This window comes from Microlunatus phosphovorus NM-1 (genome assembly GCF_000270245.1).
In the GTDB taxonomy this organism is placed as follows: Bacteria; Actinomycetota; Actinomycetes; order Propionibacteriales; family Propionibacteriaceae; genus Microlunatus; species Microlunatus phosphovorus.
In genome coordinates this window covers 5,066,071-5,084,312 of the sequence record NC_015635.1, presented here as the reverse complement: position 1 = coordinate 5,084,312, position 18,242 = coordinate 5,066,071, and the positions used below count along the sequence as shown (strand labels likewise).

The 18,242-nt window shown below is 67.4% G+C and carries 15 protein-coding genes and 1 riboswitch; of the genes, 4 read left to right on the top strand and 11 right to left on the bottom strand.

Translation table 11 applies throughout. The annotated features are described in order from the left end of the window. Positions 1-174 precede the first annotated feature (174 nt). A riboswitch (SAM riboswitch) is annotated at positions 175-287 on the bottom strand. 364 nt (positions 288-651) lie between these two features. Further along, positions 652-2,103 (top strand): mycothione reductase, encoded by a 1,452-nt coding sequence (locus tag MLP_RS23065; RefSeq protein ID WP_013865618.1) that lies wholly within the window; start codon positions 652-654, stop codon positions 2,101-2,103. Further along, positions 2,100-3,416, top strand: coding sequence for a glycoside hydrolase family 3 N-terminal domain-containing protein (locus tag MLP_RS23060; protein ID WP_013865617.1), 1,317 nt, complete (start codon positions 2,100-2,102; stop codon positions 3,414-3,416). Before MLP_RS23065 ends, MLP_RS23060 begins: the two co-directional genes overlap by 4 nt. A 552-nt stretch (positions 3,417-3,968) precedes the next feature. Here the strand turns inward: MLP_RS23060 and MLP_RS23055 are convergent. From MLP_RS23055 to MLP_RS23015, 9 genes are all read right to left on the bottom strand, one after another. Next, positions 3,969-4,925, bottom strand: a complete 957-nt coding sequence (locus MLP_RS23055; RefSeq protein ID WP_013865615.1) for a DUF2510 domain-containing protein — start codon at positions 4,923-4,925, stop codon at positions 3,969-3,971. A 203-nt stretch (positions 4,926-5,128) separates the two neighbouring features. Beyond that, on the bottom strand, positions 5,129-5,908 hold the full coding sequence (gene pstB, locus MLP_RS23050) for a phosphate ABC transporter ATP-binding protein PstB (RefSeq protein ID WP_013865613.1): 780 nt from the start codon (positions 5,906-5,908) through the stop codon (positions 5,129-5,131). Between the two features lie 21 nt (positions 5,909-5,929). Further along, on the bottom strand, positions 5,930-6,991 hold the full coding sequence (gene pstA / locus MLP_RS23045) for a phosphate ABC transporter permease PstA (protein WP_013865612.1): 1,062 nt from the start codon (positions 6,989-6,991) through the stop codon (positions 5,930-5,932). After that, positions 6,991-7,965 carry a phosphate ABC transporter permease subunit PstC gene (pstC, locus tag MLP_RS23040; protein ID WP_013865611.1) on the bottom strand — a complete coding sequence of 325 codons (975 nt, stop codon included), beginning with the start codon at positions 7,963-7,965 and terminating at the stop codon, positions 6,991-6,993. Before pstC ends, pstA begins: the two co-directional genes overlap by 1 nt. Positions 7,966-8,061: 96 nt before the next feature. Continuing rightward, a complete protein-coding gene (gene pstS / locus MLP_RS23035; protein ID WP_013865610.1) occupies positions 8,062-9,171 on the bottom strand; it encodes a phosphate ABC transporter substrate-binding protein PstS in 1,110 nt (369 codons plus the stop codon). Positions 9,172-9,360: 189 nt separating this feature from the next. Continuing rightward, on the bottom strand, positions 9,361-10,254 hold the full coding sequence (locus tag MLP_RS23030; protein ID WP_013865609.1) for an NUDIX hydrolase: 894 nt from the start codon (positions 10,252-10,254) through the stop codon (positions 9,361-9,363). Positions 10,255-10,261: 7 nt separating this feature from the next. Then, a complete protein-coding gene (locus MLP_RS23025; protein ID WP_013865608.1) occupies positions 10,262-12,406 on the bottom strand; it encodes an RNA degradosome polyphosphate kinase in 2,145 nt (714 codons plus the stop codon). 38 nt (positions 12,407-12,444) lie between these two features. Then, positions 12,445-13,470, bottom strand: coding sequence for a mycothiol synthase (gene mshD / locus MLP_RS23020; protein ID WP_013865607.1), 1,026 nt, complete (start codon positions 13,468-13,470; stop codon positions 12,445-12,447). Positions 13,471-13,614: 144 nt separating this feature from the next. After that, on the bottom strand, positions 13,615-14,316 hold the full coding sequence (locus MLP_RS23015) for a winged helix-turn-helix transcriptional regulator (protein ID WP_013865606.1): 702 nt from the start codon (positions 14,314-14,316) through the stop codon (positions 13,615-13,617). A 734-nt stretch (positions 14,317-15,050) separates the two neighbouring features. Here MLP_RS23015 and MLP_RS23005 point away from each other — a divergent pair. Both MLP_RS23005 and MLP_RS23000 read left to right on the top strand, forming a co-directional pair. Then, positions 15,051-15,899: a sulfurtransferase gene (locus MLP_RS23005; RefSeq protein ID WP_013865604.1), complete on the top strand. Its 849-nt coding sequence runs from the start codon at positions 15,051-15,053 to the stop codon at positions 15,897-15,899. Between the two features lie 123 nt (positions 15,900-16,022). Then, on the top strand, positions 16,023-16,331 hold the full coding sequence (locus MLP_RS23000; protein WP_013865603.1) for a DUF1416 domain-containing protein: 309 nt from the start codon (positions 16,023-16,025) through the stop codon (positions 16,329-16,331). Between the two features lie 347 nt (positions 16,332-16,678). Here the strand turns inward: MLP_RS23000 and dtd are convergent, their stop codons facing one another. After that, complete coding sequence (gene dtd, locus MLP_RS22995; RefSeq protein WP_013865602.1) at positions 16,679-17,107, bottom strand: D-aminoacyl-tRNA deacylase; 429 nt, start codon at positions 17,105-17,107, stop codon at positions 16,679-16,681. Beyond that, the gene (locus MLP_RS22990) at positions 17,107-18,138 is read right to left on the bottom strand and encodes a LacI family DNA-binding transcriptional regulator (RefSeq protein WP_013865601.1); all 1,032 of its coding nucleotides are present in this window, start codon (positions 18,136-18,138) and stop codon (positions 17,107-17,109) included. Before MLP_RS22990 ends, dtd begins: the two co-directional genes overlap by 1 nt. Positions 18,139-18,242: the final 104 nt, after the last annotated feature.

Sequence of the window (18,242 nt, the reverse complement as noted above, 5' to 3'; positions counted from 1 at the left end):
CCGGGTGGACGGCCGGCGATGACGCGGCCGTGGAATGGGCGTACGGGTTGGGATCAGGCAGGGCGTGTACGCCGACAGACCGCACTGCTCACCCGGTGCAGGTCAACGTGTCGTCGAGAGTGCAGACCCGCAGAGCGCGGATCGCGATTGTTGAACTTCGTCATGGCTTCCTCGGTTCGACGCTTGCCGGTCGACTGCCGACCGGCCAGGTCCTCACCCGGAGCACCCCGCCGTCGCAGGAGGGTTGCCGACCAGCGAGCCGGGGCTTGGCACTGGCACTCATGACCTGTGCTGGAGGCTAGCTCACGAGGGTCGCCCACACAATCCACTGTCTCACAATAGGGAATATCGGTAATTATTCGCGCGCCGACTACCAGGCGGCCGGCACGGCGCCGTTCCGAGGCGGACGAGGCGGCCCGAGGCGGACGATGCGGCCCAATTGGCACTTCGCACCAACTGCTGCGACTGCGCACTAGGTAGACGGGGTGCGCAGTAGACGTAGCTGGTGCGGAGTCGGGATGGTGCGGAGTCGGGATTGGTGCGAAGTCGGGATGGGGCGGAGTCGGGCGGAAGGAATGGGACGGCAGGCTGAGGACGCGAAGTGGATGGGGGATTGGCGGTTGACGACTGGAGTGGCGCGAGTGGGGCGACATGGGTGTCGGCTGGCACGATGGGCCCGTGCCAGAAACCCACCACGTCGACCTCTGCATCATTGGCAGCGGGTCGGGCAACTCCATCCCTGATGAGCGCTTCGACGATTGGCGCATCGCGCTGGTCGACGACGGTCCCCATTTCGGCGGTACCTGCCTGAACGTCGGTTGCATCCCGACGAAGATGTACGTCCATCCGGCGGACCTCGCCCGTATGCCCGAGCATGCCGCACCGCTCGGTGTCGACCTCACACTCGACCAGGTGCACTGGGATGCCATCCGCGACCGCATCTTCGGCCGGATCGACCCGATCTCGGCTGCCGGGGAGCGCTATCGCGCGGAGAGCCCCAACATCATGCTGTTCCGGCAGCATGCCCGTTTCGTCTCCGACAAGACGCTGGAACTCGCCGATGGCACCCAGATCACCGCCGACCGCTTCGTTCTCGCCGCCGGCAGCCGGATCCGGATCCCCGACGTCCCTGGGTTGGCCGAGACGCCGTACGAGACCTCGGACACCGTCATGCGGCTGGCCGAGCTGCCCAGGGAGATGATCATCGCCGGAGGCGGCTACGTGGCGGCGGAGTTCGCGCACGTCTTCTCGGCGTACGGCACCAAGGTCACGGTGGTGGTTCGCGGCGATCGGCTGCTGCGGCACGAGGACGACGACATCTCCTACCGATTCACCCGCCTGCTGGGTGAGCGCGTGGACCTGCGACTGCAGCACACGCTCTGCTCGGTACGTCCGACTGCCACCGAAGCCGGTCCCGGAGTCAGCGTCGAGATCGCCGGGCCGGACGGGACTCGATCATGTCTCACCGCAGACGTGCTGCTGGTTGCCACCGGCCGGATTCCCAATGGCGACCTGCTCGACCTGGACCGCACCGGAGTCGCCGTCGGCGAGAACGGCTACGTCGAGGTCGACGACTATCAGCGGACGACCGCCGACGGCATCTTCGCGCTCGGCGACGTGAGCTCCCACTGCCAGCTCAAGCACGTGGCCAATCACGAGGCCAGGGTCGTCCAGTACAACCTGCTGCACCCCGAGGCGATGATGAAAGCGGACCATCGCTTCATCCCGCACGCGGTCTTCTCCTCACCCCAGGTCGCTGCCGTGGGGCTGACCGAGACCGAGGCGATGGATCGCGGCTTGGACTATGTCGTCGGGCTCAAGCCGTATGCCGACACCGCGTACGGCTGGGCCATGGGTGAGACCGGCGATCACATCGTCAAGCTGCTGGCGGACCCGCAGACCGCCCAGTTGATCGGCGCCCATCTGATCGGACCGGAGGCATCGTCGTTGATCCAGCCGCTGATCCAGGCGATGAGCTTCGGGCTGCGCGCCGACGAGTTGGCTCGCGGCCAGTACTGGATCCATCCGGCGATGGCCGAGGTGATCGAGAACGCGGTGCTGGCCTTGCCGCTGGACCACCGGAGTCCTGGAAACCCGGCATGAGGCGTCGAGGGCTGGCGGGTGTCGTGATCGGAGTTGTCTGCGGTCTGACCCTGGTGGCCTGCGGCAACAGTCCTGGTGCCGTGCCGAGTCCAGGAGCGGCATCGACCTCAGGGACCGCCGAGACGCCGAGCCAGGTGGCCTCGGGGCTACCATCGACCTCAGCCAGCCCCGGTGCGCCGGCCAACCCCACCTCGACCAGCACGGCAACCTCGACCAGCACCGTGAAACCGACCACTATGCCCACGCCCAGCAGTACGCAGAGTGAGAATCCGACGGCCCAGTGCAAGGCCTTGGCCGCCTCGCTCAGCCTGCGCGATCAGGTCGGCCAGTTGCTGATGGTCGCCGTGCCCTCGACCGGGGTCGGATCCTCCGCGGCCAAGGCGGTCCACGACAGTCGCACCGGGGCAGTCATCCTGCTCGGCAACACCACCGCGGGACAGAGCCGGATCCTCGCCGTGACCAAGCAGGCTCGGGATGCGGCGCGGACGCCCAAGGGGATCAAGATCTTGCTGGCCGCCGACCAGGAGGGCGGCATGGTGCAACGACTGCAAGGCAAAGGCTTCGACCGCATTCCCTCTGCCCAGGAACAGGCCCAGGAGTCGGCAGCCGAGCTGAGGCGCGATGCAACTCGCTGGGGTAAGCAGCTCGGGCGGGCCGGCATCAATGCCAACCTGGCTCCGGTCGCCGATGTCGTACCCAAGGACATGCAGAGCGTCAACCAGCCGATCGGTCTACTGCGCCGTGGCTATGGCTCGAATCCGACCAAGGTCGCCGCTCATGTAGCCGCCTTCGTCGAGGGCATGGACGCGGCGGGGATCGCTACCTCGGTCAAGCACTTCCCGGGCCTCGGTCGGGTCCGCGGCAACACCGATTTCGTCGCCCGGGTGGTCGACGACACGACGACTCGGCACGACAAGGCGCTGAAGCCCTTCGCGGCGGGGGTCGACGCCGGTACGGACATGGTGATGGTGTCGTCGGCCTACTACAGCGAGATCGATGCCAAGCGGCGCGCGGCGTTCTCGCCGATCGTGGTCAAGGGCATGATCCGCGACGATCTGGGGTTCGAGGGCGTGGTCATCTCCGACGATCTGGCAGCCGCGGCGATGCGGGACCTGGCGCCCGGAACCCGGCTGCTGCGCTTCCTGAAGGCCGGTGGCGACCTCGCGATCGTGGGTGATCCGAGCATCGTCGCGTCGATGGCGGACGCGGTGGTCGCCGAGGCGAAGAAGGACGATGCGTTGGCTGCCGCGATCGAGACCGCCGCAGCCCGGGTGCTGCAACTCAAGGACCGGCGCGGCCTGGCCTCCTGCTAGCGCTCGCAGTCGAGGTGTCGGTCAGCAGGCACTCGTCCGGAGCACGTTTCGCGCCGCGGGGCCAAGGACGTACGCAGGTGCTGCGGCAGGTCGCGCGTCTTGCGCCGCCGGGCCAAGGATGACCGCGGGTCGAGCGTGCGGCACGTACGTTTGGCGCCGCGGGGCCAAGGACGTACGCGGGTCGGGCGTGCGGCTCGTACGTTTCGCGCCGCGGGGCCAGGGACGTACGCAGGTGCTGCGGCCGGTCGGGACGTTTCGCGCCCGCGGGCCAAGGACGATCGCGGGTCGGGCGTGCGGCTCGTACGTTTCGCGCCGCGGGGCCAGGGACGTACGCAGGTGCTGCGGCAGGTCGGGACGTTTCGCGCCCGCGGGCCAAGGACGATCGTGGGTCGGGCCTGCGGCACGTACGTTTCGCGCCGTGGGGCCAGGGACGTACGCAGGTGCTGCGGCAGGTCGGGACGTCTCGCGCCGCGGGGCCAAGGACGACCGCGGATCGAGGTGTGCGTCACGTACGTTTACCGCTCAGCACTCGCTCGGTCGCCCAGCACTGGCTCAGCCGTCGACCCGGAGGTCGGCCAGCGCCTGGCGAGCGGGCTTGACGAGTTCCGGCTGGGTGTTCGGGATCGAGGCGTAGTAGAGGCCGGCTGTGGCACCGGTCGCGACGACCGCCACGATCAGCAGTTCTCCCTTGGTGATCAGACCGGGGATGTCGAACGACAGCTTGGACTCGATCAGCCAGGCGTCGTGGCCGTCGATCTTGGTGGCCTTGTCTACCGTGACGTTGCTCTCGACCGGGTTGTCGGCGTAGAAGGACCCCAGAATGCAGCGGACCACGATGTGGGCGCCCTGTTCGGGAGTGAAGAACCCGTCCCCGGCCATCAGCTCGGCGACCAGCACCGAAGCGACCCAGCTGCTGCCGGCGCCGTCGAAGTCCTGCTGGTCCAAGACGTCCTGCTTCTTGACGTCCCGACCGAATGGCACGCGGTCCTCGTTGGTGTACGGGGGTGACCACGGGTCGCCGAGTCGCGGATAGGAGACGGGTCCGCCGTGCACCCGACCGTCATTGGGATCGGGCTGAGCGGCGCTCGGCGCGGTGCTGCTCTGCGGGCAGACGTCTTGGGAGGGCTGGCTCGTGGTGCCGTCCGGCAGAGTCCCGCCGCCGCGGGCGATCGCGCGAACCCCGATCACCCCGATGATCACGATCACCACCAGCAGCACGCCCCCGACGACCCACCAACCGACCGGCGACTTGCGCTGCACGGTGGTCTGGTAGCTGGCGTACGCGCCCGACTGACCCGGTGCATAGCCGGACGCCGCAGATCCGTAGGTGTAGGGACCCTGGCCTTGATGCCCTGGCTCTTGCTGCGACGTGTCCGGGATGAGGCCACGGGACGGGGCCGGCGACTGCGGGTTGGCAGAGGTGGCCGCCGACCAGGTCCGGCCGTCCCAATATCGGTACAGGTTCGGGACACCGCCGGGATCGGGATACCAGCCAGCCTGCGCACTCACGCGATCGAGTCTAGGAGGGCGGTGTCAAACGCCGACCTACTGCGCGGCACCCAGGCACGCGCCAGGCTGCGTTGTCGTCGTCGCGGATAGAACCCGCTATCCGACTCCTCCTCCGCCTTGCCTGCCACGCACCCGGGCACCTGCTCGCGACGGCCGCCGTTCGACACCACCCTCCTGGAGGGTGGCGTACCAGCCCGCCGAACTCAGCCGAAGCGGCCGCTGATGTAGTCCTCGGTGGCCTTCTGATCAGGATTGGAGAAGATCTTGTCCGTGGTGCCGATCTCGATCAGTCGGCCGGGCTTGCCCTGGGCGGCCAGGTTGAAGAAGGCGGTCATATCGGACACCCGGGCGGCCTGCTGCATGTTGTGGGTGACGATCGCCACGGTGTAGTGCTCCTTGAGCTCACCGATCAGGTCCTCGATAGCCAGCGTGGAGATCGGATCGAGGGCCGAGCAGGGCTCGTCCATCAAGATCACCTCCGGTTGCACCGCGATCGCGCGGGCGATGCAGAGCCGCTGCTGTTGACCGCCGGACAGGCTCGAGCCCGGCTTGTCGAGTCGATCCTTGACCTCGTTCCACAGGTTGGCTCCGCGCAGCGAGCTCTCCAGCAGTTCCTTGTTCTTCGCCGTGGACAGGCGCCTGTTGTTCAGTTTCACCCCGGCCAGCACATTGTCGGCGATCGACATGGTGGGGAAGGGGTTCGGCCGCTGGAACACCATGCCGACCTGCCGGCGAACCCGGACCGGATCGACGCCCGGTCCGTAGAGGTCGTCGCCGTCGAGCTTGACCGACCCCTCCACGTATGCCCTCGGGATCACCTCATGCATACGGTTGAGGGTCCGCAAGAGGGTCGACTTGCCGCAGCCCGACGGCCCGATGAAGGCCATCACCGTCCGTGGCTCGACGGTCAATGTCACGTCCTCGACGGCCTTGAAATCGCCGTAGAAGACGTTGAGGTTCTCCACCTCGATGCGCTTGGACATGACTGCCTTTCTGCTACCGGGTCAGTGCCTGGTCTTGGGAGCGAACTTGTAGGCGATCAGGCGCCCGGTCAGGTTCAGGATCATGACGATCAGGATCAGCGTCAAGGCACCCGCCCACGCCCGATCCAGGTACGCCTGCGCCGGGATGCCCTGGTCGACATAGGAGCGGTAGACGAACACCGGCAGGGTCATCATCGGACCCTCGAGCGGGCGATTGTTCATGCTCTGGGTGAAGCCGGCGGCGATCAGCAACGGAGCAGTCTCCCCGATCACCCGAGCGACCGCCAGCATGACGCCGGTGACGATGCCGGCGAGCGCGGTCGGCAGCACGACCTTGAGGATGGTCAGCCACTTCGGCACGCCCAGCGCGTACGCCGCTTCCCGCAACTCATTCGGCACGATCCGGAGCAGTTCCTCGATGGAGCGCACCACGACCGGGATCATCAACACACACAACGCGACCGCGCCGGCGACGCCGGACTTGGTGCCCGGTCCGAAGATCAGCACGAACAGCGCGTACGCGAACAAGCCGGCCACGATCGAGGGAATGCCGGTCATCACGTCGACGAAGAAGGTGATGGAGCGGGCCAAGGCTCCGCTGCCGTATTCCACCAGATAGATGGCGGCGAGCACGCCGATCGGTACCGAGATCACGGTGGCGATGCCGGTGACCCACAGGGTGCCGACGATGGCATGCACCGCGCCGCCGCCCTCGCCGACGACGTTGCGCATGGAATAGGTGAAGAACTGCAGGTCGAATCGCGTGGCGCCCTTTTCGATCACCGAGAGGACCAGGGAGACCAGCGGCAGCAGAGCCAGGCCGAACGCGCTGGTGACCACGATCCGTGCGAGCCGGTCGGTGGCCTTGCGGCGGCCCTCGACCAGCGACGAGAGGACCATCATCGCCGCGGTGAAGATCAGCACCGAGACCAGCAGGATGCGAATCAGGCCGAGTGATCCGCTCGCGAGGAAGAGCGATGCCGACGCCAGCACCGCGACGGTCAGCACCACACCGGTGGTCCAGGACGGCAGCCGACCGGCGGTCAGGCTGGCCGGTCGGGCGGCAGAGGTGAGGGTGGTCATCAGTTGGCTCCGGAGAAATCTCGGCGGCGGTTCACGATGCCCCGGGCGATCATGTTGACCGCCAGCGTGATCACGAACAGCACCAGCCCGGTCGCGATCAGCTGGTTGATGCCCAGGCCGTAGGCCTCGGGGAAGCTGAGCGCGATGTTCGCCGCGATCGTGTTCGGGTTCTGCGAGGTGAGCAGGGCGAACGAGATGATCATGGACGGGGACAACACCATGGCCACGGCCATGGTCTCGCCCAACGCGCGGCCCAGCCCCAGCATGGCGGCGGAGACGATGCCGGGCCGAGCGAACGGGAAGACCGCCATCCGGATCATCTCCCAGCGCGTCGCACCCAGCGCCAGCGCCGCCTCCTCATGCAGCTTCGGCGTCTGCAGGAAGACCTCCCGAGACAGTGCGGTGACGATCGGCAAGATCATCACCGCCAGCACCATGGCGGCGGTGAGCACCGTACGTCCGGTGCCCGACGCTGGGCCGGCGAACAGCGGGATGAACGCCAGTCGCTCGGTCAGCCAGACGAAGGTGGGCTGCAAGACCGGCGCGAGCACGCCGATGCCCCACAAGCCGTAGACCACCGAGGGGACGGCAGCGAGCAGGTCGACCACATAGCCCAGCCCGGCGGCGAGTCGGCGGGGGGCGTAGTGCGAGATGAACAGCGCGATCGCCACCGCCACCGGCACACCCATCAGCAGCGCCAGCAGCGCAGCCCAGACGGTGCCGAAGACCAGCGGGATGACGAACTGGGGGAACGGCCCGTAGGGCAGGTCCGCCGCCGGCGAGGTCAGCGCGGGCAGACCCTGCCAGAGCAGGAAGGCGGCGACCAGGGCAAGGATGATCAGGATCGCCGCGCCGGACCAGGTGGACAGCCCTTGGAAGACCCGGTCACCGAGTCGTCTGACGGCGCCCTTGGCGATCGTGCCCCCTCCTCCACCCGTGTCACGCTGCGTCTCGCGCAGATCGTGCGGCTCCACGTCAGAGGGTACGGCCTCGCCTGACCCGCCCGTCTTGACGGGCGGGTCAGGCCTTACTTGAGTCATCGGACCAGGGCTTTCACGGGTGTGCAGAACTCAAGAGATGGTTGCGGCCGCAGCCTCGACATCGGTCGACAGCTTGGCGGAGAGCGGGGCCATCTTGGCGGTCTTCACGGCATCCTGCTGACCCGCCTCGGAGGCGACATAGCTGAGATAGGCCTTGACCCGCTCAGCCGTGCCGGCATCGGAGTACTTCTGGCAGGCGATCGCGTACGAGAGCAGCACGATCGGGTAGACGTCTCCAGTCGCTTTGCGGTCCAGTTCGATCGACCAGTCGTTGGCCGAACGCCCCTCGCCGGTGAGCCGCTTCGACTTGTCCACGATGGCAGCCGCAGACTCGGCGGTCGGGTCGGCGAAGGTATCGCCGACCTTGATCTTGGCGACCGAGAGCTCGCCGGCCTTCGACGCGTCGGCGTAGCCGATGGTGCCGGTGCCGTTCGTGACGGTGTCGACCATGCCCGAGGTCTGCGGGGCCGCCTCGCCGCCCTTGACCGGCCATTCACCGCTCGGCTCGTAGCTCCATATCGAGGGGGCGACCGCCTGCAGATACTCGGTCAGATTCTGCGTCGTGCCGGAGTCATCGGCGCGGTGCACCGGGGTGATGGCTTGTGCGGGAAGCTTCGCATCCGGATTGAGCGCGGCGATCTTCGCATCGTTCCACTTGGTGATCTTGCCGGCGAAGATGCCGGCGAGGGTATCGGCGTCCAACTGGAGGTCCGTCACGCCCTCGACGTGATAGATGATCGCGATCGGGCTGATGTAGATGGGCAGGTTGAGCGCGCCCTGGCTGGCGTCGCAGCGTGACTTGGCCAGGGCCTCGGCGGTCAGTTCCTCCGGCTTCATGGCCCGGTCGGACCCGGCGAAGTCGGCGCCGCCCCCGGCGAACGCCTCCCGGCCCGCGCCGGAGCCGTCGGGTGAGTAGTTGACGGTGACGCCCGGATTCTTGGTCTGGAAGGCCGCGACCCAGGTCTCTTGGGCCGTGGCCGCCGAAGAGGCGCCGATGCCGGTGAGCGTCCCGGAAAGGCTGCTTTCGGATGCTGTGCTCGTGCTGCCTGGCGTGGCCGACTCGTTGGCGGCGCAGGATGACATCGCCAAGACAGCGGCGGTGGCGAGCGCCGCAATGGCGCCCGTACGAGAGATCTTCACTCGTTCCCCTTGTCGGAGTGTGACTCGTGCAATGAACGTAAGGAGCGACACTGGCTCCGGTCCAGACGCTAGGCAGCCATTCTGACGACTCGAGGGCCCGCCGGTGAACGCCGAGCGAACGACGGGCGGGGACTGTGTTGCGGCGCCGATGCGAAGTCGGTGCACGGCAGCACTCGTCTCGACGGCGTCTCAGGCCTGAGGGCGGTGCCGCTCGATCGCGTGCACCCCGCCGTCCGGGGTCAGATGAGCGATCAGCATCTCCCCGGTGGCCAGTGTGGCCGGCGCCAGATCGAGCGCCTCGAGGATGGTCGGCAGGACCGGACGATGAATGCAGATCGCGGTCGGCGTCTGGTTGGCGAGCGCGTCGCGGCGAAGCTTCTGCACCAGCCTGATGACCGCGTCCGGACTCTTGCTCGCGACTTCCTCGGTCAACGTGTCGTAGGTGTCGATCCGAGTCTTGCTGGCGGCCGCGTACGGATCGAAGGTGGTCACGCACCGGGTTGCGGTCGAGCTGATCAGCGTCTTGATGCCGTACGCACTCAGGTACGGGATCAGCTGCTTGGCCTGTTTGCGGCCACGCGCCCCGAGCGGGCGCAAGGTGTCCTTCTTCGACCAGTCCTTGCGATCCATCGCCTTGCCGTGCCGGACCAGTGCGAGCGTCGTGGTGTCCGGCTGCTTCTCGAACTGGCGCACCAGGTCCTTGTCGAAGTCATAGCTGAGGCGCTGCAGTGCCGCCTTCAACGGCAGCCAGGACACCACGTCGACCTCGTCGTCGGGCGCCCTCTTGACGACATCCAACGGTGCCCCAGACCAATAGCGGACCTCCTTGGTGGCCCCGGAGCTGAGTTTGTAGAGAGTGGTGTCCAGGGGCGTGCTGAGCCGGATGGTGACTCCGGTCTCCTCCTGCACCTCACGCGCGGCTGCTGCCACCACCGACTCGCCGGCCTCGACCTTGCCCTTGGGCAGCGTCCAGTCCGAGTACCGGCTGCGGTGGATGATCAAGATCTCCGGCGGCTTGCCGGGACGGACGCGCTGGACGACGGCGCCGCCCGCGAGCACGGTCTTGGGACGGCGTTTGCTCACCGGTGGCCTACTTCGCTGCCCGGCGGCGGCTCTTGACGCTGATCAGGTGTGCCTGCATGTCCAGCAGCGGCTCTCCGTCTTCGTCGGTGGTCCGCTGGGTCCAGGTGCCATCGGCATTCAGCAGCCAGGCGGCTGTGCCGGGGTCGAAGGCCAGGTCGAACAGTCCCTCGATCTCGGCGACGTGTGCCGGGTTGGTGATCGAGGCGAGCGTCTCCACCCGGCGGTCGAGGTTGCGGTGCATCAGATCCGCCGACCCGATCCCGACCGAGGCCTGGCCACCGTTGGCGAACCAGAACAGTCGGCTGTGCTCCAGGAACCGGCCCAGGATGCTGCGTACCCGGATGTTCTCGCTCAGCCCCGGGACTCCCGGCCGGATGGTGCAGATGCCACGCACCCACAGGTCTACCGGCACCCCGGCCTGGGAGGCACGATACAAAGCGTCGGTGACGGTCTCGTCGACCAGCGAGTTGACCTTGATCTTGATCCCGGCCGGCTTGCCGTCCTCGTGGTTGGCGATCTCGTTGTTGATCCGGTCGATCAGGCCGGTCCGGATGCCGTGCGGCGCGACCAGCAGCCGCCGATACTGGGTCTCCTGGCTCATCCCGGACATGTGGTTGAACAGCCGGCCGATGTCGTCGGTGATGATCGGGTTGGCGGTGAGCAGACCCATGTCCTCATACAGCCGGGCGGTCTTCGGGTTGTAGTTGCCGGTGCCGATGTGGGCATAGCGGCGCAAGCCGTCGGGCTCGTCGCGGACCACCATGGACAGCTTGCAGTGCGTCTTCAGCCCGAGCAGCCCGTAGACCACGTGGCAGCCGTGCTGCTCCAGCCGGCGCGCCCAGGCGATATTGGCCTGCTCGTCGAAGCGGGCCTTGATCTCCACCAGCGCCAGCACCTGCTTGCCGGCCTCGGCTGCCTCGATCAAGGCGTCGATGATCGGGGAGTCGCCGGAGGTGCGATAGAGGGTCTGCTTGATCGCCAGCACCTGCGGATCGTCGGCGGCCTGCTCGATGAAGCGCTGCACCGAGGTGGCGAACGAGTCGTACGGGTGGTGCAGCAGCACGTCGCGCTGCTTGAGCGCGGCAAACAGGTCGGCCGGCTTGGCGGTCTCCACCTCGGCCAGGTGCGGGTGGGTCGACGGCAGGAAGGCCGGGTACTTCAACTCGGCCCGGTCCAGGTCGGCCAGCGAGAACAGCCCGCGCAGATCCAGCGGGCCGGGCAGCGCGAACACCTCCTTCTCGCTGATGTCGAGCTCGGAGATGAGCAGTTCCAACATCTTCGAGTCGATGTCGTCCTCGACCTCCAGCCGGACCGGGGGTCGGCCGACCTTGCGACGCAGCAGCTCCCGCTCCAAGGCGACGAGCAGGTTCTCCGCGTCGTCCTCCTCGACCTCGACGTCCTCGTTGCGGGTCACCCGGAACACGTGGTGCTGCACCACCTGCATACCGGTGAACAGCTGATCCAGGTGCCGGGCGATCACGTCTTCCAGGGCGACGAACCGGCCCTCGGCCAGCCGCACGAACCGGGGAAGCACGCTCGGCACCTTGACCCGGGCGAACTGGCGTACGCCGGTGCTGGGGTTCTTGACCAGCACGGCGAGGTTGATCGACAGGCCGGAGATGTAGGGGAACGGGTGCGACGGATCGACCGCCAGCGGGGTGAGCACCGGGAAGATGCGCTCGGCGAACAGCACTCGCATTCGCTCCATCTCATCCGGAGTCAGCTCGTGCCAGTGCAGGATCTCGATGCCGTGCGCGGCGAGCTCGGGCCGGATCTCCTCCTCGAACACCCGGGAGTGCTCGGTGACCAGTTCCCGGGTCCGGGTCAGGATCGTCTCGTGCACCTCGCGCGGCATCAGCCCGGCGACGGTCCGCACCGCGACGCCGGCGGCGATCCGGCGTTTCAGACCGGCGACCCGGACCATGAAGAATTCGTCCAGATTGTTGGCGAAGATGGCCAAGAACTTGGCCCGCTCCAGCAGTGGCACCCGCTGAGCGTCCTTGGCCAGGTCGAGCACCCGGGAGTTGAACGCCAGCCAGGACAGCTCCCGGTCCAGGAAGCGGCCGTCGGGCAGGCCGTCACTCTCGCCGTCGTTGACAGTCTGCGTGCCGGTGGGCTCGAGGAGGTCTCCTGCCAGATCGGGTGCGTTCATCTCTTCTCCTGTGCTTGCCAACTGGTTCAGCATCGTAGTCAGCCGAGTCCGTCTGCTTGTCTCGCCGGTGCTGCGTACATGACGTCGCTGGTGAGGGGGCTGAAGCCGTACCGGCGATACAGCGACAGGGCCCGTACGTTGTCCGCCTCGACGTAGAGGTCGACGGTGGTCGCGCCGGTGCTGCGCAGGTGGCGCAGGCCGGCACCGAGCAGGGGAGTGCCGAGACCCCGAACGCCGGCTGTCGGATCGACGCCGATCACATACACCTCGCCGCCGGCCGCCCCGGGCTCTCGCTTGGTCCAGTGGAAGCCGATGATCTCTTCTTGTTGGTCCGACTGCTCGTCGGCCCGGGCTGCGGACTGGGCAGGACGGACTGCCAGGAACAGCCCGGCCGGGTCGAACCAGGGCTCGGCCATCCGCTGCTCGAAGTCGGCGCGGGTCATCGAGCCCTGCTCGGGATGGCTGGCGAAGGCCCGCGAGTTCACCCGCAGCCAACCGTCGATGTCGCCGGGTCGATCGGGGTCGAACGCACGGATGCTGGTGCCGGCGGGCGGCGCGACCGGCGGCAGGTCGCCGTCGAGCGAGCGTCCGAGGACCAGCAGCGTACGGATGGCGCGGAGCCCTTGCGAGGCGGCCAAAGCCTGGGCGGCCGGGGTATTGCCGGTGGCCCAGACCCTGAGTGCTCCGGGTGCGTCAGAGCCAGCTGCGCGCGCGGTGGTCTCGGTGGCGAGGGCTTGCCAGAGTGCCGATCCGATTCCTTGTCGGCGGTAATCGGGATCGACGACCAAAGCGGCCACCGGCCCATCGTCCTCCCAGACGGCCTGGGCATAGCCGACCGACGGGGCCTCAGAACCGTGGCCGGGGTGGTGAGCCAGCACATGGACCGGCGCGGGTCGCGATGCATTGCCGGTCGAGTCGCTGCGCAGCGCGAGCAACCCGGCATCGTTGACAGCCCGGTGCCCGTCGAGTGTGGCGGCGCGCTCGACCAACGCCATGACCTCGTCCTGCTGGGCAGGGGTCAGGTGCGTCGTGACGGTGAGGGTGGCCGGAGCGGGGTCAGCCATCTGGACAACCTATCGTCCACACCACACGAGATAGCCGAGTTGGTCAGGTATTGATGCGAGTTGGGGTCGAACGTCCCGTCAGATCCGGTTCGAACGCATCACCTTTGAGTGAAGGCTCATCCGACAACGGGGATCAGCACACTCCTAGACGCGCGAGGGAGTGTTCGAGGAGCGGGCATCCTCACCCTGGGCGACAAATCGGTAGCCGACGTTGCGGACGGTGCCGATCACGGACTCGTGCTCGGGTCCGAGCTTGGCCCGGAGGCGCCGGACATGGACGTCGACCGTACGCGTACCGCCGAAATAGTCGTATCCCCACACATCGCTCAGCAGTTGCTGGCGGCTGAAGACCCGGCCCGGGTGCTGCGCGAGATACTTCAGCAACTCGAACTCGGTGTAGGTCAGGTCGAGTTGGACTCCGTTGACCTTCGCCGAATAGCCGGCCTCGTCAATGACGATGTTCCCCGACTGGATCACGGGCTCCCCGGCCGTGCTGGTGGCCGGAGCCATCGCCAGCCGGATCCGGATGTCGACTTCGGCCGGACCGGCGGTGTTGAGCAGGATGTCGTCGAAGCCCCAGTCCCTGGAGAGCGCTGCCAGACCACCTTCACTGACCACGACCAGCAACGGGGACTCCTTGCCGGTGGTCTCCATCAGTCGGCACAGCGAGCGCGCGCCGACCAGGTCTCGCCGGGCATCCAACAAGATGACATCGGCAGACGGGGCATCGAGCAGCGCGGTGGCTTCGGCCTGGGCGACGCGGACCTGGTGGGGGAGGAGCTCGAGCGCGGGCAGGATCTCGGACGAGACGTGCATATCGTTGGTCAACAGCAGCAAGGTGGCCATCGTGGTCTCCTCTGGCTCCTTCTGGAAGGCGGCATGACGACACATCCACCCCGAAGCGGTCGGGGCGCGTGCAAACCGCCTGGGGCCTCGTCGCATTCTGAGGATACGCCAAGTGTTCAGGTTGAGCTTGTCTTCTGGGCCGGCGCCAAGACGGTGGCCGGAGTTGCGTCGGAGATCTGGCCGGTCGACACGCTGGGAGCGGCACTGCGCGCCGCTGCGGAGCGACGTCGTCAGGAGCGGTTCGACCGTCTCCTGCAGGTGTGCACCGTGCTCATCGACGGTGTCGTGGTGCACCCGGCGGACTATGACAAGGTGCGGCACAGTCCGGTGCGAGCCGAGATCCTGCCGCCGTTCGCCGGCGGCGAGTCTCGCTGGTCGGACGCTTTGAGGCCGTCGACGCTCTGGCGGAGAGGTGGGGGCGGTGTCGTCCGCTATATGGATATCTGTCTCACTAATAGAGACGAACCTGGCGGGGCTGCCGGTCTCGCCCTAGCCTCGTCGACATGACCCCGACGACTGCGTGGGCGTATCCGCTCACCCGCCGCCTGGCCGTGGATCATGGCCGGATGCGCTCGTCGCTCTGTCTCTGCATGTGATGCCCGGTTGATCCGGGCCCCTTCGCCGAATCTCTGTGCGCCAGCGGTGTGTCACCGCCTGGTGCGTACTCCCAGAAGCAACGAATCCACAGACGCAACAAAGCAACTGCCACCCACCTAACAGGAGACTGACAACACATGAGCAGGCAAGAGGTACTCGTCGACGCCGATTGGGTGGTCGAGCATGGGGCCGACTCGAACGTCGTGCTGGTCGAGGTCGATGAGGACACCACCGCATACGACGGCGGCCACATCGCCGGAGCGGTCAAGATCGACTGGAAGCTGGATCTGCAGGACCCGGTCCGGCGCGATTTCGTCAACAAGGAGCAGTTCGAGGCGCTGCTGTCCGCACGGGGCATCGGCAACGATGACATCGTCGTGCTCTACGGCGGCAACAACAACTGGTTCGCGTCGTACGCGTACTGGTACTTCAAGCTGTACGGCCACAACGATGTCCGGCTGCTCGACGGCGGGCGCAAGAAGTGGGAGCTCGAGGCGCGTGAGCTGACCCCGGAGACGGTGACCCGGCCGGCGACGGAATACAAGGCCGGCGAGCCGGATCTCGCGATTCGCGCGTTCCGGGACGAGGTCGTGGCCTCCATCGGCGCCGACAGCCTGGTCGACGTCCGCAGCCCTGACGAGTACGCCGGCCGGCTGCTGGCTCCCGCCCACCTCCCGCAGGAGCAGGCGCAGCGTGGCGGGCACGTGCCGACCGCGATCAACGTGCCGTGGAGCAAGGCAGCCAACGACGACGGCACCTTCAAGTCCGACGAGCAGCTTCGCGAGCTCTACGAGAACGCGGGTCTGGACTTCGATCGCGACATCATCGCCTACTGCCGGATCGGCGAGCGCAGCGCGCACACCTGGTTCGTGCTGCACGAGCTGCTGGGCAAGGAGAACGTCAAGAACTACGACGGCTCCTGGACCGAGTACGGCTCGCTGGTGGGCGTGCCGGTCGCTCTCGGCGACGAGCCCGGCGAGGCCTGAGCAAGCTTTTCGCTGGTCGGACCGGGCTTCCGCCCGGACCGCGCCGGCTCCCGACCAGGCACGTCGCCGCGTGCCTGGTCATCGCAAGACAATCCCCGACCCCCAAGCAGTGAGGACAGAACAATGTGCGGAGCCACCCAGGGCGGACTCAGCGTGCAGGGCATCAACGTGACCAAGGAGGCCGTGATCCAGGGCCGCGTGCTGCGCAGCGGTGAGCCGGTCTCCAACGCCTACGTGCGACTGCTCGACGCGACCGGCGAGTTCACCGCCGAGGTGCCCACCTCGGCGACCGGTCATTTCCGATTCTTCGCCGGTGACGGGGTGTGGACCCTGCGTACCCTGGCACCGGGTGCCCAGACCGACCGTCAGGTGATCGCCTCCCGGGGTAATGTCTCGGAGGTCGACGTCCTGCTCGACGCGGTAGCTGTCTGAGGTCTGATCGTCGATCACGATCAGTTTGGCGTAGCGCGAGGCGCCGTCCCCCTGCGGTGGACGGCGCCTCTGTGTTTGTCGTCGACTCGCTGTTCGGCTGCGCTCCCAGGACTCCGTCTTCGCTCCTCGTTCGCAAACGGAAAGACGTGTTCGCTCTCTCGTCGTTCCAGACGGGGGCCGTCACTCGCTGTGAGGCGGAGCATCCGGGTCACAGCAATGCTGGTCGCCGTGGATGTGGGGTTGTTGCTCGATCTTGTGGGATCTGCTCGATCTGCAGATAGTGCAGATCCGACAAACCCGAGCACATCTGACTGGCGTACGGCACGAGGCGGGTGCTCGCCTCACGGTCAGTCGGCGTCGAGGATGAGGGTGATCGGGCCGTCGTTGACCAGGCTGACCTGCATGACGGCGCCGAAGACGCCGGTCGACACTTCCGCACCCAGCTCGCGCAGGGCGGCCACGAAGCTGTCCACCAGCGGTTCACTGACTGCCCGAGGCGCCGCCGCACTCCAGGAGGGCCGCCGGCCCTTGGCCGTGTCGGCGTACAGGGTGAACTGGCTGACCACCAGCAGTGGCGCGCCGAGATCGGCGGCGGACCGCTCGTCGGCGAGGATCCGGAGCGTCCAGATCTTCTGCGCCAGCCTGGCGGCGACCTCTGCGGTGTCGGTGTGGGTGGCGCCGACCAGGATCATCAGACCCGGCCGCTCGAGCGCGCCGACCACCTCGCCGGCGACACTGACCGATGCGGCTGCGGCGCGCTGGATGACGGCCCGCATCAGCGGCGGCCGATCGGGGTGCGCGGGGGCGGGCTGGTCGACTCGCCGGGCACCAGGATGGAAGGCAATAGCACCGGATCGGGTCGCTGGCCGGTCGTCATCTGCCGCACGAGATGCTCGACGGCGAGTTCGCCCAACTCGGTGCCGGGGGACCGCATGATCGTCAAGGTGGGTTCGGCCAGCGAGGCCATCTCGTCCGAGGTCACCATGGACACGATAGAGAGATCGTCCGGCACGCGCAGCTGTTGGTGGTGCAGTCCGATCAGCAGCCCGATCGCCGCGAACTCGTTCAACAGCACCACCGCTGTCGCGTCCGGCTGCTCGGTACGCAGTCGCTGGGCGAGCTCGCGTCCGGCACCGGCGTCGTGTCCGGAGGCGACGATCACTGGCTCCAGGCCGAGCCGGGCGGTCACGTCCACGAATGCGCGCTCGGTGCGCACGTACGGGCCGTAGTTGTAGTAGCTCTCGCTGACCTGGGTCCCGGTGACGAGCACGATCCGTCGGTGGCCGAGGTCGTACAGGTGCCGGACCGCGTCGGTCACGGTCTGCTCGAAGTCGATGTCGACATGCAGGCTGTCCGACGGATCGGCGGTCCGCCCGATCAGCGCGTACGGCGTCTTGGACGCCTGCAAGGGCCGGACCCGTGGGTCGTCGAGCTGCACCTCCATCAAGATCACCCCGTCGACCATCCGCTGGCCGAGCAGGTCGGTCATCTCCCGTCCGTCGTTCGTGCCCGGCCACATCATCAGGTGGTAGCCGTGCTCGCCGGCCCTCCGCGCGGCCGCGATCATGAACTCCATCCCGGATCCGCCGAGCCGGTGATCAAGGGCCGGGTACGCCAGTGCGAGGACCCGGGTCCGACGGCTGGCGAGCGCCCGGGCGACCGCGTTGGGCCGGTAGCCGAGCGCCTCCATCGAGGCTTCGATCCTGGCTCGGGTGGCTTGTGTGACCGGCTTGGTGTTGTTGATCACGAAGGAGACCGTGGCGATGGAGACGCCGGCATGCTCGGCGACGTCGCGCATGGTGGTCATCGGGTTCCTCCGGGTCGGCCGGTGCGGTCGGCGTAGTTCACCCAGTGATTCTCCGCCAAGCCCTTGACACCGGCTCGAAGTAGACAGCAGAATCCTCGTCCAAG

Coding starts and splice junctions, on each gene's coding strand:
- MLP_RS23000 (WP_013865603.1), top strand. CDS start 16,023: ATGTGCGGAGCCACCCAGGGCGGACTCAGCGTGCAGGGCATCAACGTG.
- MLP_RS22990 (WP_013865601.1), bottom strand. CDS start 18,138: ATGACCACCATGCGCGACGTCGCCGAGCATGCCGGCGTCTCCATCGCC.
- pstA (WP_013865612.1), bottom strand. CDS start 6,991: ATGACCACCCTCACCTCTGCCGCCCGACCGGCCAGCCTGACCGCCGGT.
- dtd (WP_013865602.1), bottom strand. CDS start 17,107: ATGCGGGCCGTCATCCAGCGCGCCGCAGCCGCATCGGTCAGTGTCGCC.
- MLP_RS23015 (WP_013865606.1), bottom strand. CDS start 14,316: ATGGCCACCTTGCTGCTGTTGACCAACGATATGCACGTCTCGTCCGAG.
- MLP_RS23060 (WP_013865617.1), top strand. CDS start 2,100: ATGAGGCGTCGAGGGCTGGCGGGTGTCGTGATCGGAGTTGTCTGCGGT.
- pstB (WP_013865613.1), bottom strand. CDS start 5,908: ATGTCCAAGCGCATCGAGGTGGAGAACCTCAACGTCTTCTACGGCGAT.
- MLP_RS23065 (WP_013865618.1), top strand. CDS start 652: ATGGGTGTCGGCTGGCACGATGGGCCCGTGCCAGAAACCCACCACGTC.
- MLP_RS23025 (WP_013865608.1), bottom strand. CDS start 12,406: ATGAACGCACCCGATCTGGCAGGAGACCTCCTCGAGCCCACCGGCACG.
- mshD (WP_013865607.1), bottom strand. CDS start 13,470: ATGGCTGACCCCGCTCCGGCCACCCTCACCGTCACGACGCACCTGACC.
- MLP_RS23005 (WP_013865604.1), top strand. CDS start 15,051: ATGAGCAGGCAAGAGGTACTCGTCGACGCCGATTGGGTGGTCGAGCAT.